The sequence below is a fragment of the Psychrobacter sp. NPDC077938 genome (genome assembly GCF_044542635.1).
Taxonomy (GTDB): Bacteria; Pseudomonadota; Gammaproteobacteria; order Pseudomonadales; family Moraxellaceae; genus Psychrobacter.
Genome location: NZ_JBITUW010000006.1, coordinates 32,716 through 52,112, shown reverse-complemented (window position 1 = coordinate 52,112; position 19,397 = coordinate 32,716). Strand labels below are relative to the sequence as shown.

The window sequence follows — 19,397 nt, the reverse complement described above, 5'->3', positions numbered from 1 at the left end:
CGTCTGAACATTAAAAAAGCAACATTATAAATAGTAATGCTGCTTTTGTTGTAAGAGCTGAGATAAGGGTTGAGTGTTGCCAAAAATAAACCTAGTCGCTCGTAAAGTCAAGTATTCTCTAAAGCGGTTTAACGTTTGTCTAAACGATTGGCGAGCCAGTTACCAGAGGCTTGAATCGAGACGACCATGATTGATAATACAATCACGATAAAAATCATTACCTCGGTCTGATAGCGATAATAGCCATAACGAATGGCCAAATCACCCAAACCGCCACCACCGATCATACCAGCTGCCGCTGAATAAGAGAGCAAGCTGATACAAAGAATAGTGACTGACAATACTAAACCTGAGCGCGCTTCGTTAAGTAATACTTTAATAATGGTAAAAGGCCTGGCACCCATTGATTCAGTGGCTTCGATAATACCGCGCGGCACTTCGCGTAAATTTTGCTCAACCAAACGCGCAAAATAAAACGAACCAGCGATAGCAAGTACCAATGATGCAGCAATTGGTCCGATACCCGTACCAACGATGGCCTTGGTAAACGGACTCATCGCAATCATCAAAATCACGAAAGGGAAAGCACGCATAAAGTTGGTAATACCGCCAAGCACACCGTACAATGTCTTGTTTTGCAAAAACTGTCGATCACTAGACAAAAACAAGAATACGCCAAACAGTCCACCGATGACGATTGCGACCGTGGTCGAAATACCGAGCATCACAAACGTATCAATAAACGCGCTTACGATCTCTTTACGTAACACAAGTAGCTTGTCTATAGAGGCGGATAATTCAGTACCAGTTAACATATCTATTTCTCCTGCCTCATTAGTCCTCGACGACTAGGCCTTTGCCAATCGGGGTGGTTGCTTGAATCAGACCGTCTCGCACATCCGCAACTTCTAATAGTTGTCCTTGATGCAATAAGGCTGCGCGATCACAAAGTCTACGAATAACACTCATCTCATGGGTCACAATGACGATAGTCACGCCAAGTTGCTCATTGATATCGCGTAGACAAGTCAGCAAACTACGGGTCGTTGCAGGGTCAAGCGCACTGGTTGGCTCATCGGCCAACAATACTTTTGGACTAGGGGCAATCGCGCGAGCAATACCCACACGCTGTTTTTGTCCACCTGATAGCTGCGCAGGGTAGTGGCCAGCACGATCGGTCAGATCGACAATCGCAAGACAATCCATGACGCGCTTATGAATGTCGCGACTTGGATAACCCGAGATTTTTAAGTTAAATGCCACGTTGTCAAAAACCGTTTGATTAGACATCAGATTAAACTGCTGAAAAATCATCCCGATATTATGACGAGCAATGCGCAGCTCACTGGCAGACAGCGTGGTTAGGTCAGTACCGTCTATCACGACTTGACCCGAATCTGGACGTTCAAGCATGTTAATTAGGCGCAATAAGGTAGATTTACCTGCGCCTGAATAACCCATTAGACCAAAGATTTCGCCTTGTTTGATAGTCAGAGATGTCGGCTCAACAGCGGTAAACCAATGTGGTTTGCCGTCTTTGTCTTTGATTGATCGGTCGCTTAAAAAACTTTTGGTCACATCGTTTAAGACAATCATGTCATTCATGGAGGGCTCAAAATTTAATAAATTTTTTAATGGTCAAAAACGCGTCATCAGACCTCTTTCAATATGTAAGAAGCTTGTCAAAACGACAACAGTCAATAACCGTATAATAAGGGGCGGTAATATAGCATATTATCAGGCACTTTGGATATGCACATACGTGTCCGGCTTATGATTAATAGCTATTAAGAATAAGCAGTTAAAATGGCAAGTGTGAAGGCGATAGCTTGATAGCTATCTATATAACGATGGGGATTGATTACTCGTGATAGTTGTAATGAGGATCGTGATGAATTGGGATGGTCACCAAAAATCTAGTATGACCATTTAGCGTATCCGTAATAATGCGTCCTTGATGAGCGGTAACGATTTGTGAGACTAGGGATAATCCCAATCCAGAGCCTTTGTTTTTTTGCTGCAAACGTACAAATGGGCTAAAGACTTCTTCTCGCTTGCCTTCAGGGATACCAGTGCCTTCGTCGATTACAGCCAGCACAGCATATTTTGGCAAAGGACGTTCAGGTTCAGTTTTGGCTTTTTTCATATGCTTAGCAAATAAGCCTTCTTTACGCACTACTGCACCTGAGTTCTCATTGTTTGAGCTATTAGATTTGGCGTCATCTTTCGTATTATTTGAGCCATTATTTTTAATAGCAGTATCAGTAATAGATTTATCTGATTTTTGAGCGCTATTATCGACGAGAGTGCCAGCATTCGCGCTTTCTACGTTGCTTATAGAGTTTTTTGATGCTACTTCAGTCGCGTTAGCATTGTTAGCATTATCGGCGTCGTTAGCAAGGTCAGTAGAGTCTGGAACAGCTTTCCAAATAACTTTCTTAATTCTGTCGGTCAACTCACTGGTAAAGCTATAATAGTCAGCAAGTAGTGATGATTCGCCAGTAGTAGGTTGGGGTTTGCTAGCATTGTCTATCAAGCTTTCATCTGAAAGTTCGTTATCAATACTGACTTCATTATTGCTCTCGTTGTTCTCATTGCGAGCAGCTATGTCTTCACCGTTTTTATAGATGATAGGCGTCGGTAGCTCTGCTATTGAGTCAGTCGTTTCTGATTTATTTTTATCAACCGAACTAGTAGCTTCATGTTTAGCGGTTTGGTGTTCAATTATTTTGGCATCAGCGTTTTCTTCATAATCGTCAAAGTCGAATCTGTTGTAATCGACAAAGCTACTGCATAGCACTGTTTGTAATAGATAGTCGGGCACAGTTCCGGCTTCTTCTATGCTCTGAACACCGTATAGCAATACCGTAACAGGCGGCTTGCCATGTAGCATAGCGTTGGTAAGTAAGTTACGAATCAGATGAGTCAACATTGATGACTGACCATCTATCACGATGTGCTCACCAATGAGCGTGGCTTCAGGATAATGCTGACGTTCTTGATTTACCAAGTCGTATAAATCGAGGTTTTCAACTTGCTGTAAGGCATGACCTGCATCCAAACGGCTAACCAGTAATATGCTTTCTACTAAGTCATTAAGACCTGACAAGTCTCTATTGATCGCTTGTGCCCGTTTATCGAACTTTGCTTTGGTATCAGTTGGTAGTGCACCAGCCAACATATCCATCATCTCAATCTGTAGACGGATACGTGTAATCGGTGTACGTAGCTCATGAGAGGCATGTGCCAGCAGCAAGTTATTGGCATCAATTAAGTGTTCAATTTTTTGTGCCGCTTGGTTGAATCCGCGTGCTAGTGCAGCGATTTCGTCATTACCACGTGCATTCACTCGCACCGTAAAATCACCATCACCCAATTGAGTCATTTGTTGGCTCAACTGGTCAATCCGCCATGTCATCGTCCGGGCAATCAACCATAGTACACCTGCCATAATGAGTAGCAGTAGTAACGTACCAGTGAATAAGTTCAAGGCTGCAGAAAGGACAGGTTTTTTAGGTGTTAGACGTGATTCGTACAGTAAGGTATAACCCGTACTGCTATACACTTGAGCTTGCTTGGTAGGTGACGTGTCTGCAAGTGATGGAAAAACGCGCGAGAACAAAGACGGGGTAGGGGGAAGCTCTAGGGGTAGGTCGCTATTGTCAGTTTGCATGAGTAGCCGACCTTCGCTGTCATACAATCCCATTTTTGCTTGCAGTGATTCATCAAAAATATCAAAGCTTTTCTTAACGACAGCCAGCATGAAACGCGACTGCAAACGATTGTCTTTGCTGATAGAAATATTCAATTCATGCAAGAATGGATCGATTTGCCCCAGAATCTGTGTGGCTAATATCTCTGAGCGAATACCAGCGTCTTTGTCATGAACAAGTTGGGTCAACAGCACCATTGCCACAGCAAATAAAGTAAGTGCCAGCATAACGCTGGCAAATAGTTTGGCAAATACGGAACGAAAACCCAATTGCTGCATTAAACGATCTCTGTTATTAAACGCTTGTACTGACTCATGGTATAGAGTTTACACCATGAGTCAGCTAATTAGGTATCCTTTACAATTACACCTGATCAGTGGCAAATTGATAGCCGACGCCGCGTACGGTAATAATACGTTTTGGCTGACGTGGATTGTCTTCAATCAAAGCACGTAGACGCGAAATATGTACATCAATTGCACGGTCAATATTGTCTGAGCTGTCATCGTTTGGCATCGCTTGCCAGAGTTGCTCACGATTCAACACTTTGCCAGAATGAGTGGCGAAGTAGTGTAACAACTGAAATTGATGCGTGGTTAGGCGTACCGGTTGGTCATCGATAGTGACTTCATGACTGTCAGGGAACACACTCAAACGGCCAAAGGTTAAGCTGTCTGATTGGCTATCGGCTTGATTTGGTTGCTCATGACGACGAATAACCGCACGAATACGAGCTAAAAGCTCACGTGGTTCAAAAGGCTTGGCGATATAATCGTCAGCACCCATCTCTAGCCCCAACACGCGATCGGTTGTATCACCTTTTGCGGTTAGCATAATAATAGGCACTTTATTGGTCATGTTGTTCTTATTGCCACGAATCTTTTGACATACTTGCATACCGTCCATATCAGGTAGCATAAGATCCAATACAACCAAATCAATATCGCGCTCTTTGGTGTCTAATAAGTCGAGACCTTCTTGACCAAGACCAGCATGATGCACGTCATAATAGTTCATGGTCAAATAATCGCTGATCAGCTCAGCTAAATCTGGATCGTCTTCAATCAACAAAATCTGCTTACTCATGGGATGTCCTCTAATTGTTATTGTGATTTATAAAAAGTATAACGTTTCTGGTAATGATGAGCTGTTGGTAATAATAAACAGTTAAACTATTAAGCCTCTACGTTTTCAAATATACAGAATAGCGCATAATTAAATGTGAGCCGTATTTTAATACTCGGATAATGCTATATATAGTAGGGTCATATTGCCTAATTATGCTGTTACAAAACAAGAGAAGCTTTGTTAATGTTTCTACGTAATGTAACTGTCAGCATAAGCTATTATGACACAATGACTTTTTTACCTTTAGAATCAACAGGTAAGTCAGCCAAACAAATTAAGCTATCATTGCTTACACCTGCTATCAAATACTGCTGCGTAGTAGGATCGTATTCAACTACCTCAATAGGTTGACGCGTTAGACGCTGATCTTGGCCTATAATCCAAACATTTGCAGTCAATGGTTGTAGCGGCATATAAGGAGGAGTTTGTAACTCTGTCAGGTCTACATCATGTAGCGCGCGCTTAGGTACGATAGTGCCTACATCTATTTGACCATAGTTGACGCGCCCTGTGACTTTCATATTTGGCAGTAACTTATCACGACTAACCTCGTTGTCGATGACATTAACATAGACCAAGAGCTTTTTGGGCTGACTGGTCGATACCAGTTTGCTGACCTGTCCCGTAAACTTGTCTGAGATACCTTCGGCGGTAAAATTGACCGTTTGGCCAACTGAGAGCTGTGGTTTTGCTTGTATAGGTAGAGTAGCCATAAAATGCAGCTTGGTCTCGTCACTGATCTGTAGTAGAGACGCGCGCGCCGCTAGCTGTTGTCCTGCACTAGCAGACAAGTTTTCTACCCGCCCTGAAAAGCTGGCATGAATAGTAATCGAATTATACTGCGTATCTTGTTTAGAAGTATTAACGTTTGCATTTTGATTAATAGAATTCTTGCTATCAGTATCTATCGCAGAGTTTGCTTCTAACGTTTTGTCACTATCAGTTTTTCTTACAACAGCAATGTCTGTGTCTGGCGCAGCTTGTGCGGAGTTAGCATCAGAGTTTTTCGTATTTTCTGGATTGGTTTTGTTAACATCGTTTGATTCTACATTACCTTGTTCAGGCTTCTTTAAATCTTCAGTTTTGCTAGCCGTACCCACACGCCTAAAGACAAGCAATGGCGTGCCTTTTTCAACCCATTGACCTTCACTAACCAGTGTCTTTTCTATACGAATCGGATGTACCGCAACAAATGTGGTCTGCTTGATAGGTTCGATATTACCTTGTAATCCGAGACTCGGCTGATACCTTGAAGGTTTGATACTCAAGATATGTTCTGGTGTCATTGTGACACTGTCGCTTGTGATGATAAGTGGCGTGTCTGCGGTCTCTTCTTCAGTGTCAGTAACAGCTGATTCATTTATAGGTGACGGCTGACAAGCAGCGATAAATAGCACGCTGAATAAATAGAGGCTCTTTCTTAAATATCTAGAAGCTGTCATAGCAGTCACCATTATAATCGTCATATCATTATATAGTGAATTGCAATGTGGTGGAACGACTGTAAAATATTTACTAAACTTAAGAAAGTTGATGATCCAAACAATAGGCAGAGTTGCAGTTACACCTTTATAAATAAGAATAGCTATTTATGATACTAGCGAGTTCGAACATAATTTCACTAATCACTGGCAAAGTGAAAGTAACTGTGCTAAAACAAACACTATAGAATATCTTGATACATTTTTATTACAAATGAAAATTATCCTGCAATGTTTTCATCGTTTATATATAATGCAGAAATATCATATAGTTGTTTGTCTCGTTAATTGAACCTTTTATCTTTAACGAAGGTTGTTTTGAAAGTACTTTGTATATGCTTAACGTCAATATTATTTCACTTGAGGTTTATGAATGTAGAGTATTATGTCCAAAACTATAAGCTCAAAACCTGATTTTTTGAGTTTACAAATAATAAAGTGCGTATAGTAGCTCATGTTTACACTGTGCTTAGTAGGCAGATACTAAAAGCAAATACTCGCTGTTGTGGTGAATTTTAATGTAAATCCAATCACTCATATTTGTCTAATAATATGTGATATAGCAGTTTAGGATAGTTATTTAAAATTTATATTAGTAGATAGCGTTACGAATAAATAGCCGTTTATAGGACAATGAGAATGGAAAATAATTTTGATGGTTTGAAAGTAATGGTGATTGATGATTCAAAAACCATCCGCCGTACTGCAGAAACCTTATTACAAAAAGCGGGCTGTGAAGTAGTAACCGCTATAGATGGTTTCGATGCATTAGCAAAGATTGTAGATAACAATCCAGATATCATTTTTGTTGATATCATGATGCCACGTTTAGATGGTTATCAGACTTGTGCATTAATAAAAAACAACCCTGATTACGCAAATAAGCCAGTGATTATGCTTTCATCCAAAGATGGATTGTTTGACAAAGCACGTGGCCGTATTGTTGGCTCTGATGAATACTTAACTAAGCCGTTCAGCAAAGATGAGCTTTTTGATGCCATTAATCAATACCGCTAATCGATTAAATATAGACTTAAATACGTTGGTTGTTATTATTGACATAGATTGCTCAATACTGAGGAATCATGATTAAGAAATTGCTAACAATAAAATTTTAGGTAATCGTTTTAATCGTTTTAATTGAACAATATATCCTCGTGGTATCTTAGAAAATAAAGGAAACTCCTATGGCTACCGTTTTAGTCATTGACGACTCGCCATCAGAAATGGCGAAATTTCGCGATATGCTTGCCAAAAATAACTTCCAAGTACTGGAAGCGACAAACGGTGAGCAAGGCTGCCAAATGGCAGCTGATCATTTACCAGATGTTATTTTGATGGACGTGGTAATGCCTGAAATGAATGGTTTTCAAGCCACACGTAAGATTACTCGTGGTAAAACTACTGCTCATATTCCTGTCATTATGATTAGCACCAAAAATCAAGAGACAGATAGAGTTTGGGGCAAGCGTCAAGGCGCTAAAGAGTATATGAACAAGCCAGTTGATGAAAGTGGATTGGTCAATATGATTCGCAAAGTGATGGAGTAACTTGTGGCTTCTAGAGGGTTTATTGAGCTTCTGCGTCTAGCAGACTTGGCACGTGCACGTAAAAGTGGCCGCCGTGGTGGACAAGAGTTTGACTGGCAAGGTGTGGTATTTGAAATAGGGGGTCAGCGCTTAGTTGCTCCTATGGGTCAAGTATCAGAGGTATTAACTATGCCAGAATATACTAGCTTACCTCTAGTCAAGCCATGGATGCTAGGTATAGCTAATATTCGTGGACGCCTACTGCCTCTAACGGACTTATCACATTTTTTGCAAGTACCTAGTCGCTTGACACAAATGAGCCAACGAAAGGTTATTGTTATCGATTATGACAATATTTTTTCAGGACTGCTGGTTGATCAAGTACTTGGTATTGAACAGTTTACTCATGACCAATACCGTCCAGAAGCCATCGATCATGACTCGCCATTTGCGCCTTATAATCATGGTAAGTTTTTTAAAAATGACCAAGACTGGTATGTTTTTATGCCAAGCTTGCTTGCGCAGGATACTCAGTATTCAGATGCTGCAATATAATTGTCGATAATAGAATACCTGTCTTTTAAGTAACGACAGAATAATAGCAACTGACAAGATACAGTTTGATGTCAGCATTTATACAGGCTTTGCTAATCATTGTTTAGATAACAACAAGATTTTCAAAGTCGGTCACGATTAGACTTTGACGATTGTTTGAAAGGAATATGCAAGATGAGTGATGTTATAAAGAAACCTGTAGCTGGTATGGCTAACACAACAGCAGACAGCAAAGATGCTGATGGTACGTGGAAACTATTATTAGGATTTTTTGTTTTATTAAGTTTGGCCTGTCTGATTTGGTTGATTAACTCTCTATCATCAGTAAGTCAGTATTTTAGTAGCTTTAATCAGTCGGTTATCATACCAGCGGCTATATTTGCCCTTGGGGCGTTAGGTATTTTATTTGCTTCGTATCAGCTATTGAAGCAGCGAGGTGGTTCAGAGCGATTGCTTATTGAGAAAGAAACGCTGCGTCGTCGTCAAGAAGCAGAAGCTGAGTCTGAACGAGCTCGCCAAATTCAAGAAGAGAACGAACGTAATCAGATCGCTATTCTACGTCTGCTTGATGAGTTGGGTGATTTGGCAGAAGGTGATTTGACCGTTAATGCAACTGTATCAGAAGACTTTACAGGGGCGATTGCCGACTCGGTCAACTTTGCAATTGACCAATTACGTCAGTTGGTTTTGGTTATTAACAGCACTGCTGATCGCGTATCGCAATCTTCAGATCAAACGCAGATGAATGCTGTTGAATTGGCTGAAGCTTCTGAACACCAAGCACAAGAAATTGCTGGTGTATCGGCTGCTATTAATGAGATGACTGTTTCAATTGATCAGGTTTCGAACAATGCTGCAGAATCTGCAACGGTTGCCCAGCGCTCAGTTGCTATCTCCCATAATGGAGCAGAAGTTGTACAGCGCTCTATTGAAGGTATGAACGTTATTCGTGATCAGATTCAAGAAACGTCAAAACGTATCAAACGTCTCGGTGAGTCTTCGCAAGAAATTGGTGATATCGTTGGACTAATTAATGATATTGCCGATCAGACTAACGTTTTGGCATTGAACGCCGCTATTCAGGCATCGATGGCAGGGGAAGCGGGCCGAGGCTTCGCGGTTGTTGCTGATGAGGTTCAGCGTCTGGCTGAGCGTTCAGCGAACGCTACTAAGCAGATTGAAACATTGGTAAAAACCATTCAGGCCGATACCAATGAAGCAGTTATGTCAATGGAATCAACAACTTCTGAAGTTGTGCGCGGTGCACGCTTAGCGAAAGATGCGGGTGAAGCACTAGAAGAAGTACAGAGCGTTTCTAATACTTTGGCTGACTTGATTCAAAACATCTCAAACGCTGCATTACAACAAGCTGAGTCTGCTGGTCATATTTCTCACACCATGAATATCATTCAAGATATTACTTCACAAACCTCATCTGGTACCATGGCGACAGCCCGCTCTATTGGTGAGCTAAGTGAAATGGCAGCAGCGCTACAGGAGTCAGTGACTGGTTTTAAAGTAACGAATGATGACGAGCTGTTAGATGATGAAATGCTAAATACTGAGCATGAGTTATCAGAAAGTGTCTAATGCTAGCTTTTACCATAAAGTAATGCTGTGAGAAGTTTAATTATGTGCAGCACAAATTATAGTAGGTAACGTGAATAAACTTACTAAAGCAGATAAAAAGCCACTGAGTACAGTCGAATTTGCATCGAGCAATTCCTTAATGCAATACGATCATTTTGACGTACAAAAGTGGCAAAAGTACATAGAGAAAGAAATCGGTTTTGTGCTTCCAGATATACAGCTACAGTGGTTCATTAATGCAATTGAGTGTGTGGCAAAATCGAATGGATCAACTGCTGAGCAGCTATGGTATAACCTACCGAAGGACAATGAGTTACGTCAGCGACTATTAGATAAGGTACTGATTCATGAAAGTCGTTTTTTTCGTCATAAGCCTTCTATAGATTTTGTCATAAAATGTGCATCGCAGTATCGAACAGTAGACAATAATAAAGCCTTGTTCCGTATTTGGAGTGCGGGTTGTGCAAGTGGACAGGAAGCTTGGTCATTAGCTATGAGTCTATCAGCACAGCAATTTTCAAATTATTCAATACTAGGAACGGACGTTAGTGAAGAGGCAATTAAAAATGCACGTCTTGGACAGTATGACAAACGCCAACAGTGCTTAATTCCGCAACTGTGTCAGCAATTTATTCAACCGCTTCTAACTAAAAGTGAGACAAATAATACGAATGATAGTTTGTCTCCTACGCCAGAAGTGAATGATAGTATACAGCCAAACTGGCAAGTAGAGCCTAAATTACGCCCACACGTCAGTTTTTCTGTACATAATATTATTGAAAAAACCCCACCTACCGCTCACCCTCAACATGTGATTATTTGTCAAAATATGCTGCTATATTTTCGAAAATTCGATCAGCGTGATATTTTGACTCGGCTAGCAGAGCAGTGTACGTTAGGGGGATATATTATATTGGCTCCAGGTGAGGCGTTGTTCTGGCGTCCTTCAAATATGCGCCGTATTGCGCACCCACAGGTTAATGTGTGGCAAAAAATTAGTGCCTAAATTAGTGCATAGACGAGTTAGGATAACCCTATGAAGAAACAGCCCAATGACATAGTGACACTTGAATGGTTACTACCATTATTTAATCAGCAATTATCACAGGTATCTGATGGTTGGCAATTGGGTGAGTCCAATATTGATCATAAGCAACTGACATCACATTATCACCAGATTAGTGGTGCGCTAATCATACTTAACCTTCCTTTGTTGGCAAGTATCGCTAGCAATTTGAGTCAACTTGCAACACTAGCAAGTAACGATGACTTTTCTATCAAAGAGCGTCGTGTAGGCCAGTTTTCTCACCGGTTATTGCAACGTGAGATCAACCAATATGCACGTACAGGAAGTTACCATACTGGCTTAGTCACTAAAGCTACTCATGAACTGACTCGAGCTTTGTCTCAACGAGATATAGAAACTAACTTATCTATAAAAGTTAATGATATTGAGCATGAATATGCTAATAACGAAAATATTATCAATAGTATTGAAGTGGTCGTACCAACGGGTCCAGCTACTTCTACTTTAACCAATGAACAGTATCAGCAGTTGCTACTCGTATGGCGTCAACAAGTACAAGAGTTATTGATCACTAATACAAACCAATCATCTTTACTAAGTACTCTAGAAAAAGTTAGTCAATACTTATGGCAGACTACACATGATAAGGGACTACAGAGACTTTGGTACTTAACTGAACTGTTGCTAAGTGATCTTACTCACAATGAAACACCGATACCTGAGCATTACTCACCATTATTGAGTCAGCTTGATCAAATTATAGAGTCCTATATCTATTCAGATGTGTTGCCTTCAGGTACGATTTTCAGATTGACTACGGAAATATATATAGAACTAAGCTATCTAACTTATAGTAGCAAACGCACTCAATCTATTTTGGATGAAGTAACACGAAATGCAACGACAGCCCCACGTTTTTTACCAAGATTATTGAATGAACTTGAAGAACTTATCTTCAAGCTAGATGAGCCAGATACTTTGGTAATACCTCTAGAACGCATCAAGAGCCAACTTAAAAACCGAGGCTGGACTTATTACGTGTCTCAAGTGGAATCAATTCTTGCAGATTTAGAACAGGCTTTTTCATCCGAAATGGGCTTTGCGCAAGAGCAATGGCAAATTGAACGCAAGCTGCAAGAGTTATATAACGCTATTTATAGTACTGAAAAAACAATTTCACTCAAAATTGGGGGGGCGACTTCTTTTACTACTTTGCCAGATATAACGGATGGTGAAGAGAGCAATTCGATAGGTAAGAGTGAAATTATTCCAACCGATGATGGCATACGTGAGCTGCGAATCGCAGTAGAAGAAATAAAGCAAAGTTTTAATGAGTATATACAGCGTCAAGACATTCTATTAATACCAGCTAATAATGATTTTATTAGTATTGGTCAAGCTTTTGATGATATGGGGCTGCCAGTAATTCGTAAAACAATAGAAGACATAGGTAGCATATTTGAACGATTGAACACTCATCAAATTACGACACCAAGTTGGAGTTTGGTTCAAGCATTGGCTGAGAGCTTAACCTCTATTGAGCTATTACTTGATTACCTCGCACAGCAGGTTTTCGATCAGCAGTTACTTACACTGGCAAATGAACATACAGCCAAAGCAACACAGCTTCTAAATACTTATATTGAAACACCAGAGATGCTTGATCAGACAGTGCCTACTCAAAAACTGTCAGCGAACGATGTTGTGCGTTATGACGATAGTGGTGAGGTTGAACCTATTGTCAATGGAGATGCGGAGCAGGTGGCTAGTCAAAATAGTGTGCATTTATCTAATAATATCGAAAGTGATTTGTTGAAACAGGCTCGTCAGCAAGTCAAACCTGACAGTTTTGAGACTGATGTAGAAATTCATAATATTTTCATTGAAGAAGTGACAGAAGTAATTGCGGATCTCAGAGACTTTTTACCAATTTGGCAGCAAGACTCACAAGATTTGACACCACTGACCGAAGTGCGGAGAGGGTTTCATACTCTAAAAGGTTCAGGTCGTATGGTTGGTGCTTTTAGTATCAGTGAAATAGCATGGTCAATCGAAAATCTACTCAATCGGTTATTGGATAAGACGCTGCCTGTAACAGATGAAATTGTGAGCCTAGTGATTGATACGACAAAAAGCTTACCAACACTGGTAACAGATTTTGAAGCGCAGCGCTTACCAAGCTTTGATCCTGCGATTACTATCTTACAAAGTAGCAATCTAATGCGCCAACAGCCTCTTAATACTGGACTGGTGATAGCTGAACTTGCTCCTAAAGAGATTATGTCGGATGATGCAGAATTAGAAAAGGCATTACTAGAGATTGATGATGCTGATAGCGATTCTAATAACGATATTACCGAGTTGGTTACCGACTCGAATAACAAAGAAGCGAATATCAACGAGCATCTATCTACATTGGAAATTCCAGAAGTTCTTACACCTTTTATTAAAGAAACCAATCAACTACCAGCTGATGCCAACGATGCAGATCTTGATATCAAAGAGATATTTATAGAGGAAGCCAGTGAAGTATTGGCAGAAATTGTGCCATTGTATGAAAGCTGGCAGAAAACACCGAGCGATCTAGAGGGCTTAAAGGATATTCGCCGTGGTTTCCATACTTTAAAAGGTTCGGGTCGCATGGTAGGCGCTAACTATACAGCTGAACTAGCATGGTCTATAGAAAACATGCTTAACCGTGTTTTGGATAACAGTGTCGCTATCTCAGCTGATATGCGTCAGTTGATTATAGATGTACTGGCAGCTTACCCCAAGATGCTTGTAGCATTTGAACAGGGTACTCAAGACTATCCAGCTGTAGTTCCAGTGTGGATTGCGTGTGCTGATGCATATAGCAAACAGCAGGGTAATGGATTTAGCTATTCTACTTTGTTTGCACAATCAGTAGATAGTTCTATAGATGAGATGGAAGAAACGAAGCCATGGCCTGATACGGCTAATACTGGCAATGCTTACGATGACAACAGTAATGAAGCAATAGATTCTACCTTACAGACCTTTCATTCAGTTAACGAAAGAATGGCTGAGGCAGCGGTTGTTCTTACTCCTCAAAGCGAGGAAGAGAAAGTATTTTGTAAGATATTTATTGATGAAGCAGAAGAGTTGCTTGATCGTATCGAACAGTTTGTCAAAGACAACAGAGAGCAGCATTGTATAGAAATCACAGATGAAATCGTACGCGCATTCCATACTTTGCGTGGCGCCTCTGGTTCTAGTGCTTTGGCCGCTATCAGCGAAGTCAGTGCAACTATTGAACATAGCCTAGAGTTATTACAGCAGCAGGATACTGGGATGAATGCTCAACACCTAGAGGCGTTGGCTCAGTCAGCGAAACTAATAGATGGCTATTTAAATAATTATAAACAAAATACAGAACAGCATGATGTATCAGTAGAGAACAAGGATTCGCAAAGTCAACAAGATATAGCATCATTACAAGCAATGCTAGACGAACAATATGTTGTCAGTGATACTACCGTGATGACAGATAGGAAGCCGTCGATAGAAGAGCTATTAGATAGTAATATTGATGCCTTGTTAGATGCTGAATGGGAATTGGAAGATGCACTTAACCATACTGAAATAGAGCATGTCCAGAGCTATGTAGAGCAGCAAGTTTCACAAATAGCTGCTCTCATGGAAAAGGCGCAAGCATTTCCAAAATTTGTCACAATCCTTGATGAACTTGGCAACACATACCGTTATTTGAGTAATTATATCGATAAGGCTCAAGATAAAGACATTCAAGCAATATTACATGCAGGTCACGCTCAACTGATAGGCTTGTTCGATGCTTTAGCTGGAAGTACCTCCTTAAAAATAGATAAACAAGTCATTGATGAGCTACGAAGTATTTATCAAGAAAGGGATGAAAACGAAGACGTTGGTTTTATCGTTAGAGCCGTTCCAGCACCTGAGCTACAGTTTGAGACTATTGATACTGATATCGAGCTGTTAGAAATATTTTTAGAAGAAGCACAAGAGCTTGATACTGCACTAGATGAAAGCTTTAATAAGTGGCGTGCCGATATCACAAATACCAATGCTCTAAAGGTTCTACAGCGCCATTTGCACACGATCAAAGGCGGTGCACGGATGGCTGGTATCCGTAGTATTGGTGATTTGACCCATGAAGCAGAAAGTGTCTATGAGTCGTTTGTAGAGAACCGAAGAGCGCCAACCGCGCAGTGGCTTGAAATCATGCAAATGGTGCAAGACACGATGTCACTGCAAGTGATGCATATTGTGAGTCATAAGAAATCTTTCTTTACTCCAGAGCTGATTGAACAGTTGCGCCAGCTTGAAAAAGCAAAAACGTTACCAGAGGTAGTCGATTTAGTCATACCAGTACCAAAAAATCATTTTGAACCTACAGAGCGTAGCATTGCTGCCAATGTTGTTGACAGTGATAATGAGGTATTGAGTACCCTAAGTCTGGATAGCATGATTAAACAATCATGGGCTAACGGACTCCCTGATCCTGATATATTAGCAGTATTTTTGGAAGAGGCAGAAGAGCTTACCAATCGTAATAAGTATCTGCACTTGTTCTTAAAAGACACGAGTAATACCACAGCGTTACAAGCGCTCCAACGTGACTTACATACCATAAAGGGTGGCGCACGCATGGTCACTGCCTCTGGTATTGCTGACTTAGCTCACGAAATGGAATCAGTTTATACGGACTTTGTTAGTAATCGACGTCCAGCCACTAAAAAAGTATTAGAGTTGCTGGTTGCAAGTCATGACTGGCTAGCTGATGCAGTATTTATTCTTCAACAACATGTTAATCCACCGACGCCTACGCTGTTAATTGAAGCGTTGGAGCAGTTTGGTAGAAACCCTGATAGCCTAAAAACGATACCTAAAGAGTCTCTACAAGCCCAGCGTGAAGCAATCTTGATTGCCAAGGAAAACCAAGATTCGCAGTATCTTGCAAAAGATATCAGTGAAATGCCGTCTATGCTTAGAGATACTCATGAGGAAGATCAGAGCGCTAGTAGCAATGAGATGATTCGTATCTCAGGTGGTTTGATTGAGCACATGATTAACTTGTCTGGTGAGTCAGCGATTAACCGTGCTCGTATCGATATGGGTATCAGTAGTCTAACAAACAGTATCGAAGAGATGGGTACGACAGTACAACGCTTGGCAGATCAGCTACGTCGTATGGAGATCGAGCTAGAAGCACAAATTTTGTCTCAGATAGATGAGGAACTCATCGATAATGAAGACTTTGACCCTCTCGAGATGGATCAATACTCATCTTTGAATCAGCTGTCTAAATCTTTAACAGAGTCGGCCTCAGATTTGGTTGATATTAACCATACATTATTAGAAAAGACCCGTGATAGTGAAAGCCTGTTGCTACAGTTATCTCGTACCCAGACGGAACTGCAAGATGGTTTGATGAATTCACGTATGGTGCCATTTACGCGCTTGACACCACGTCTGGAACGTATCGTACGTCAAACAGCTAACGAGCTTAATAAGTCTGTTGAACTGACCATCATTAATGCTGATGATGAGATGGATAGAACCATCCTAGAGCGCATTACGTCACCGCTTGAGCATATGTTACGTAATGCTGTCGACCATGGTATTGAAACCACGTCAACCCGTCTGAAGTCAGGCAAAGAGCGTAGTGGCCGTATTACCCTTGAAGTCCGTCGTGAAGGTAGTGAAATCGTCATTCAATTAACAGATGATGGACGAGGTATTGATGTTGAAGCAGTACGTAGTAAAGCCATCTCTCAGGGTCTAATTGATGCAGACGATAATAGTCTGTCAGACATTGATATTATGCAATATATTTTCAACGCTGGATTGAGTACTAGTAAGCAAGTAACTCAGATTTCTGGACGTGGCGTTGGTATGGACGTTGTTATTAGTGAGATTCGCCAACTAGGTGGGGCGGTATCCGTCGTCTCAGAGTTGGGTAAAGGCTCAAGTTTCACAATGCGCCTACCATTGACGGTAGCCGTGTCGGACGCGTTGGTTGTTCGTGCTGCAGATCGCTACTATGCAATTCCATTGGTACAGATTGAGCGCGTGGTTCGAGTGAATCCAGAGAAGCTCTATGACTATTATCAATCAAATGATGCCACATTGAATTTTGAAGACACTGAGTATCGAGTACGTTATCTAAATGAAATTTTATCAGGCAATAAGTTGAATGAGTTGGTCGTAAATACCAATACCAGCTTACCGCTTATCATTATTAAAAACCGTACCGGACAGAATATTGCTTTGCAAGTGGATCAGATTGCAGGTTCGCGCATAGAAGTTGTTGTTAAACCTTTAGGCCAACAGTTATCAAATATTCCAGGGGTTTCAGCTGCTACTATCATGGGTGATGGCTCGGTCATGCTCATCTTAGATCTGATTGCTCTTATGCGTAATGCGCAATTGGTCAAGAATATTACGAAAGCTGCTGATGCTAAAAGAGGTCGTATAGAGTCTAAATCTACCATTCTAGTTGTCGATGATTCAGTGACAGTGCGTAAAGTAACCTCACGTTTCTTAGAGCGCCAAGGGTTCAATGTGGCCGTCGCTAAAGATGGTATTGACGCAATTGAGATATTGCAGGATATGACACCAGATATGATATTGCTTGATATCGAAATGCCTCGTATGGACGGCTTCGAGGTTGCCACTCAAGTCAGACATAACAATCGTTTAAAGCAAATTCCAATTATTATGATAACGTCACGTACTGGCGAAAAGCATCGTGAGCGTGCCTTGGAGATTGGTGTGAATGACTATATGGGTAAACCATTCCAAGAAAAAGAGCTGCTTGATAAAATGCAAAAATTACTAGGTGAAGGGGTAAGCCTGACTAATGAAGGATAATGCACGTGTTTTAGCGCTGCGAAAAAAAAATAGAAACGATATTAAAGTGATGGTGGTGGCAGAAGATCACCGCCAGCGCATGGCTTTTTCAGATACGGTCCGTGGGTTCGGCTTTATACTAGTCGGCTGTGTGTCACGAGCACAGTGGCAGGAAACAGGTGAGCTTTCTAATTCAGCTATCGATATTTGGCTGATAGACAGTGACTATGATGATAGTGTGGCAATAGCGACGGTGGCATCCAAACCAGCAGCAGTACTGGTTGGTTTCAGTCAGGCTCCGTACCTAAACGAATCACAAGAATATGCAAAATGGCAGCGTAAGTTAAAGCGTAAATTTGCTCAACTGCTTGACTTGCCAACACTGGTAGATGCTCCAGTTTACAAGAGTGCTGATACTGACTGGCATTATGTCGTATTTTTGGGTGCTTCTATGGGTGGCCCTAGTGCGGTTAAAGAATTCTTAGATAATGTGCCAGCCACACTGCCAATTTGTATTTTATTGGCGCATCATTTCAATCAGGCCATGATTGGCACGTTGCCCCGCATACTTAACCGTCATAATGACTGGCGCTGTAAGATTATCGCTTCTTCACAGCGGCTACGAGCAGGAGAGTGTCTGATAGTTCCTATTGATAAGCAGGTTGTCTGTGATTCAACGGGTCGCGTGATACTATTGGATCAAGATTGGCATGGTGAATATAAGCCTGCAATCGGGCAGCTGCTCAAAAATACCAGTGATGTTCATGGTAGCGAGCTTATTAATATTATATTTTCAGGTATGGGTAATGATGGCTCTCAGTATCTAGACCTAATCCAAGACAATAACAGTCAATTATGGGCACAAGATCCGAGCTTGAGCGCATGTCCAAGTCAGCCTCAGGCTATCATTGACTCAGGGTATTGCAATTTTGTTGGTAGCCCTACCGATTTAGCAAAAAAACTAACCGATTACATTGGTGAAAGGGCAGCTAGCCGTTCACATTAACTTATTGCGAGTGACGTATGACACAAATTTTGAAACATTCGTTTGAGGCTGTGAGTCTGTTGACTACCAACAACGGTATGCTTGACGTCACCATTGTTCCAGCCGTTAACCAGCCGGACTGGATCATTCCAAGCAGCCTAATTTTGAGTGTGGATGATTCCCAGCAGCAGGTTTCTAGATACGACTGGCAACAGCAAGATTTGGCTGTATTTCATTTGCTACTGCAAGATCAAGCTCCAGAAAAAATGATTGTTTTGGAAGGTAATACGACTGATCACCGTTTTGCCTTACAGACGGCAGGTGATCTGCGTCAGCTGCAAGCACGAATTTCTGAAGTGAAAGATGTAGAGACACCGGAACAGTTTAGTACTACCAATGGCAAAGATAGGGAAGAGTATTTCGATAAAAATGACGTCTCATCCTACCTATATCAAACAGTGATGATTGATGACGAAATCTATTTAGTGCCAGATTTGGATAAAATTGCCTATCACCTGGTTGACTTAGATGGCTAGA

General features: G+C 41.1%; 12 protein-coding genes and 1 pseudogene. 8 read left to right on the top strand and 5 right to left on the bottom strand.

Annotated features, from left to right (window positions below):
* Positions 1–128: 128 nt before the first annotated feature.
* From ACIGBM_RS10870 to ACIGBM_RS10850, 5 genes are all read right to left on the bottom strand, one after another.
* Positions 129–785 carry a methionine ABC transporter permease gene (locus ACIGBM_RS10870; RefSeq protein WP_370587210.1) on the bottom strand — a complete coding sequence of 219 codons (657 nt, stop codon included), beginning with the start codon at positions 783–785 and terminating at the stop codon, positions 129–131.
* Between the two features lie 49 nt (positions 786–834).
* Positions 835–1,605, bottom strand: coding sequence for a methionine ABC transporter ATP-binding protein (locus ACIGBM_RS10865; protein WP_057761581.1), 771 nt, complete (start codon positions 1,603–1,605; stop codon positions 835–837).
* A gap of 256 nt (positions 1,606–1,861) precedes the next feature.
* Positions 1,862–3,991, bottom strand: a complete 2,130-nt coding sequence (locus tag ACIGBM_RS10860) for an ATP-binding protein (RefSeq protein ID WP_397477760.1) — start codon at positions 3,989–3,991, stop codon at positions 1,862–1,864.
* 85 nt (positions 3,992–4,076) lie between these two features.
* Positions 4,077–4,799: a response regulator transcription factor gene (locus tag ACIGBM_RS10855; RefSeq protein WP_057761578.1), complete on the bottom strand. Its 723-nt coding sequence runs from the start codon at positions 4,797–4,799 to the stop codon at positions 4,077–4,079.
* Between the two features lie 260 nt (positions 4,800–5,059).
* Entirely contained in the window at positions 5,060–6,283 is a 1,224-nt protein-coding gene (locus ACIGBM_RS10850) for an efflux RND transporter periplasmic adaptor subunit (RefSeq protein WP_397477759.1), read from the bottom strand.
* 678 nt (positions 6,284–6,961) lie between these two features.
* Here ACIGBM_RS10850 and pilG point away from each other — a divergent pair.
* The 8 genes and pseudogenes from pilG to ACIGBM_RS10810 all read left to right on the top strand — a co-directional run bounded on the left by pilG (position 6,962) and on the right by ACIGBM_RS10810 (position 19,396).
* Positions 6,962–7,339, top strand: a complete 378-nt coding sequence (gene pilG, locus ACIGBM_RS10845) for a twitching motility response regulator PilG (protein ID WP_114701589.1) — start codon at positions 6,962–6,964, stop codon at positions 7,337–7,339.
* Positions 7,340–7,509: 170 nt separating this feature from the next.
* The gene (locus tag ACIGBM_RS10840) at positions 7,510–7,872 is read left to right on the top strand and encodes a PleD family two-component system response regulator (RefSeq protein ID WP_296208133.1); all 363 of its coding nucleotides are present in this window, start codon (positions 7,510–7,512) and stop codon (positions 7,870–7,872) included.
* Positions 7,873–7,875: 3 nt separating this feature from the next.
* Positions 7,876–8,406 carry a chemotaxis protein CheW gene (locus tag ACIGBM_RS10835; RefSeq protein ID WP_296208131.1) on the top strand — a complete coding sequence of 177 codons (531 nt, stop codon included), beginning with the start codon at positions 7,876–7,878 and terminating at the stop codon, positions 8,404–8,406.
* Between the two features lie 315 nt (positions 8,407–8,721).
* Positions 8,722–9,996: pseudogene (locus ACIGBM_RS10830) on the top strand (methyl-accepting chemotaxis protein); the annotation flags it as partial.
* Between the two features lie 70 nt (positions 9,997–10,066).
* On the top strand, positions 10,067–11,002 hold the full coding sequence (locus ACIGBM_RS10825; protein ID WP_397477758.1) for a CheR family methyltransferase: 936 nt from the start codon (positions 10,067–10,069) through the stop codon (positions 11,000–11,002).
* A 30-nt stretch (positions 11,003–11,032) separates the two neighbouring features.
* The gene (locus tag ACIGBM_RS10820) at positions 11,033–17,896 is read left to right on the top strand and encodes an Hpt domain-containing protein (RefSeq protein WP_397477757.1); all 6,864 of its coding nucleotides are present in this window, start codon (positions 11,033–11,035) and stop codon (positions 17,894–17,896) included.
* Positions 17,886–18,881 (top strand): chemotaxis protein CheB, encoded by a 996-nt coding sequence (locus tag ACIGBM_RS10815; RefSeq protein WP_397477756.1) that lies wholly within the window; start codon positions 17,886–17,888, stop codon positions 18,879–18,881. The genes ACIGBM_RS10820 and ACIGBM_RS10815 overlap by 11 nt, the downstream gene beginning before the upstream one ends.
* 17 nt (positions 18,882–18,898) lie before the next feature.
* Positions 18,899–19,396 carry a hypothetical protein gene (locus tag ACIGBM_RS10810; protein WP_296208123.1) on the top strand — a complete coding sequence of 166 codons (498 nt, stop codon included), beginning with the start codon at positions 18,899–18,901 and terminating at the stop codon, positions 19,394–19,396.
* Position 19,397: the final 1 nt, after the last annotated feature.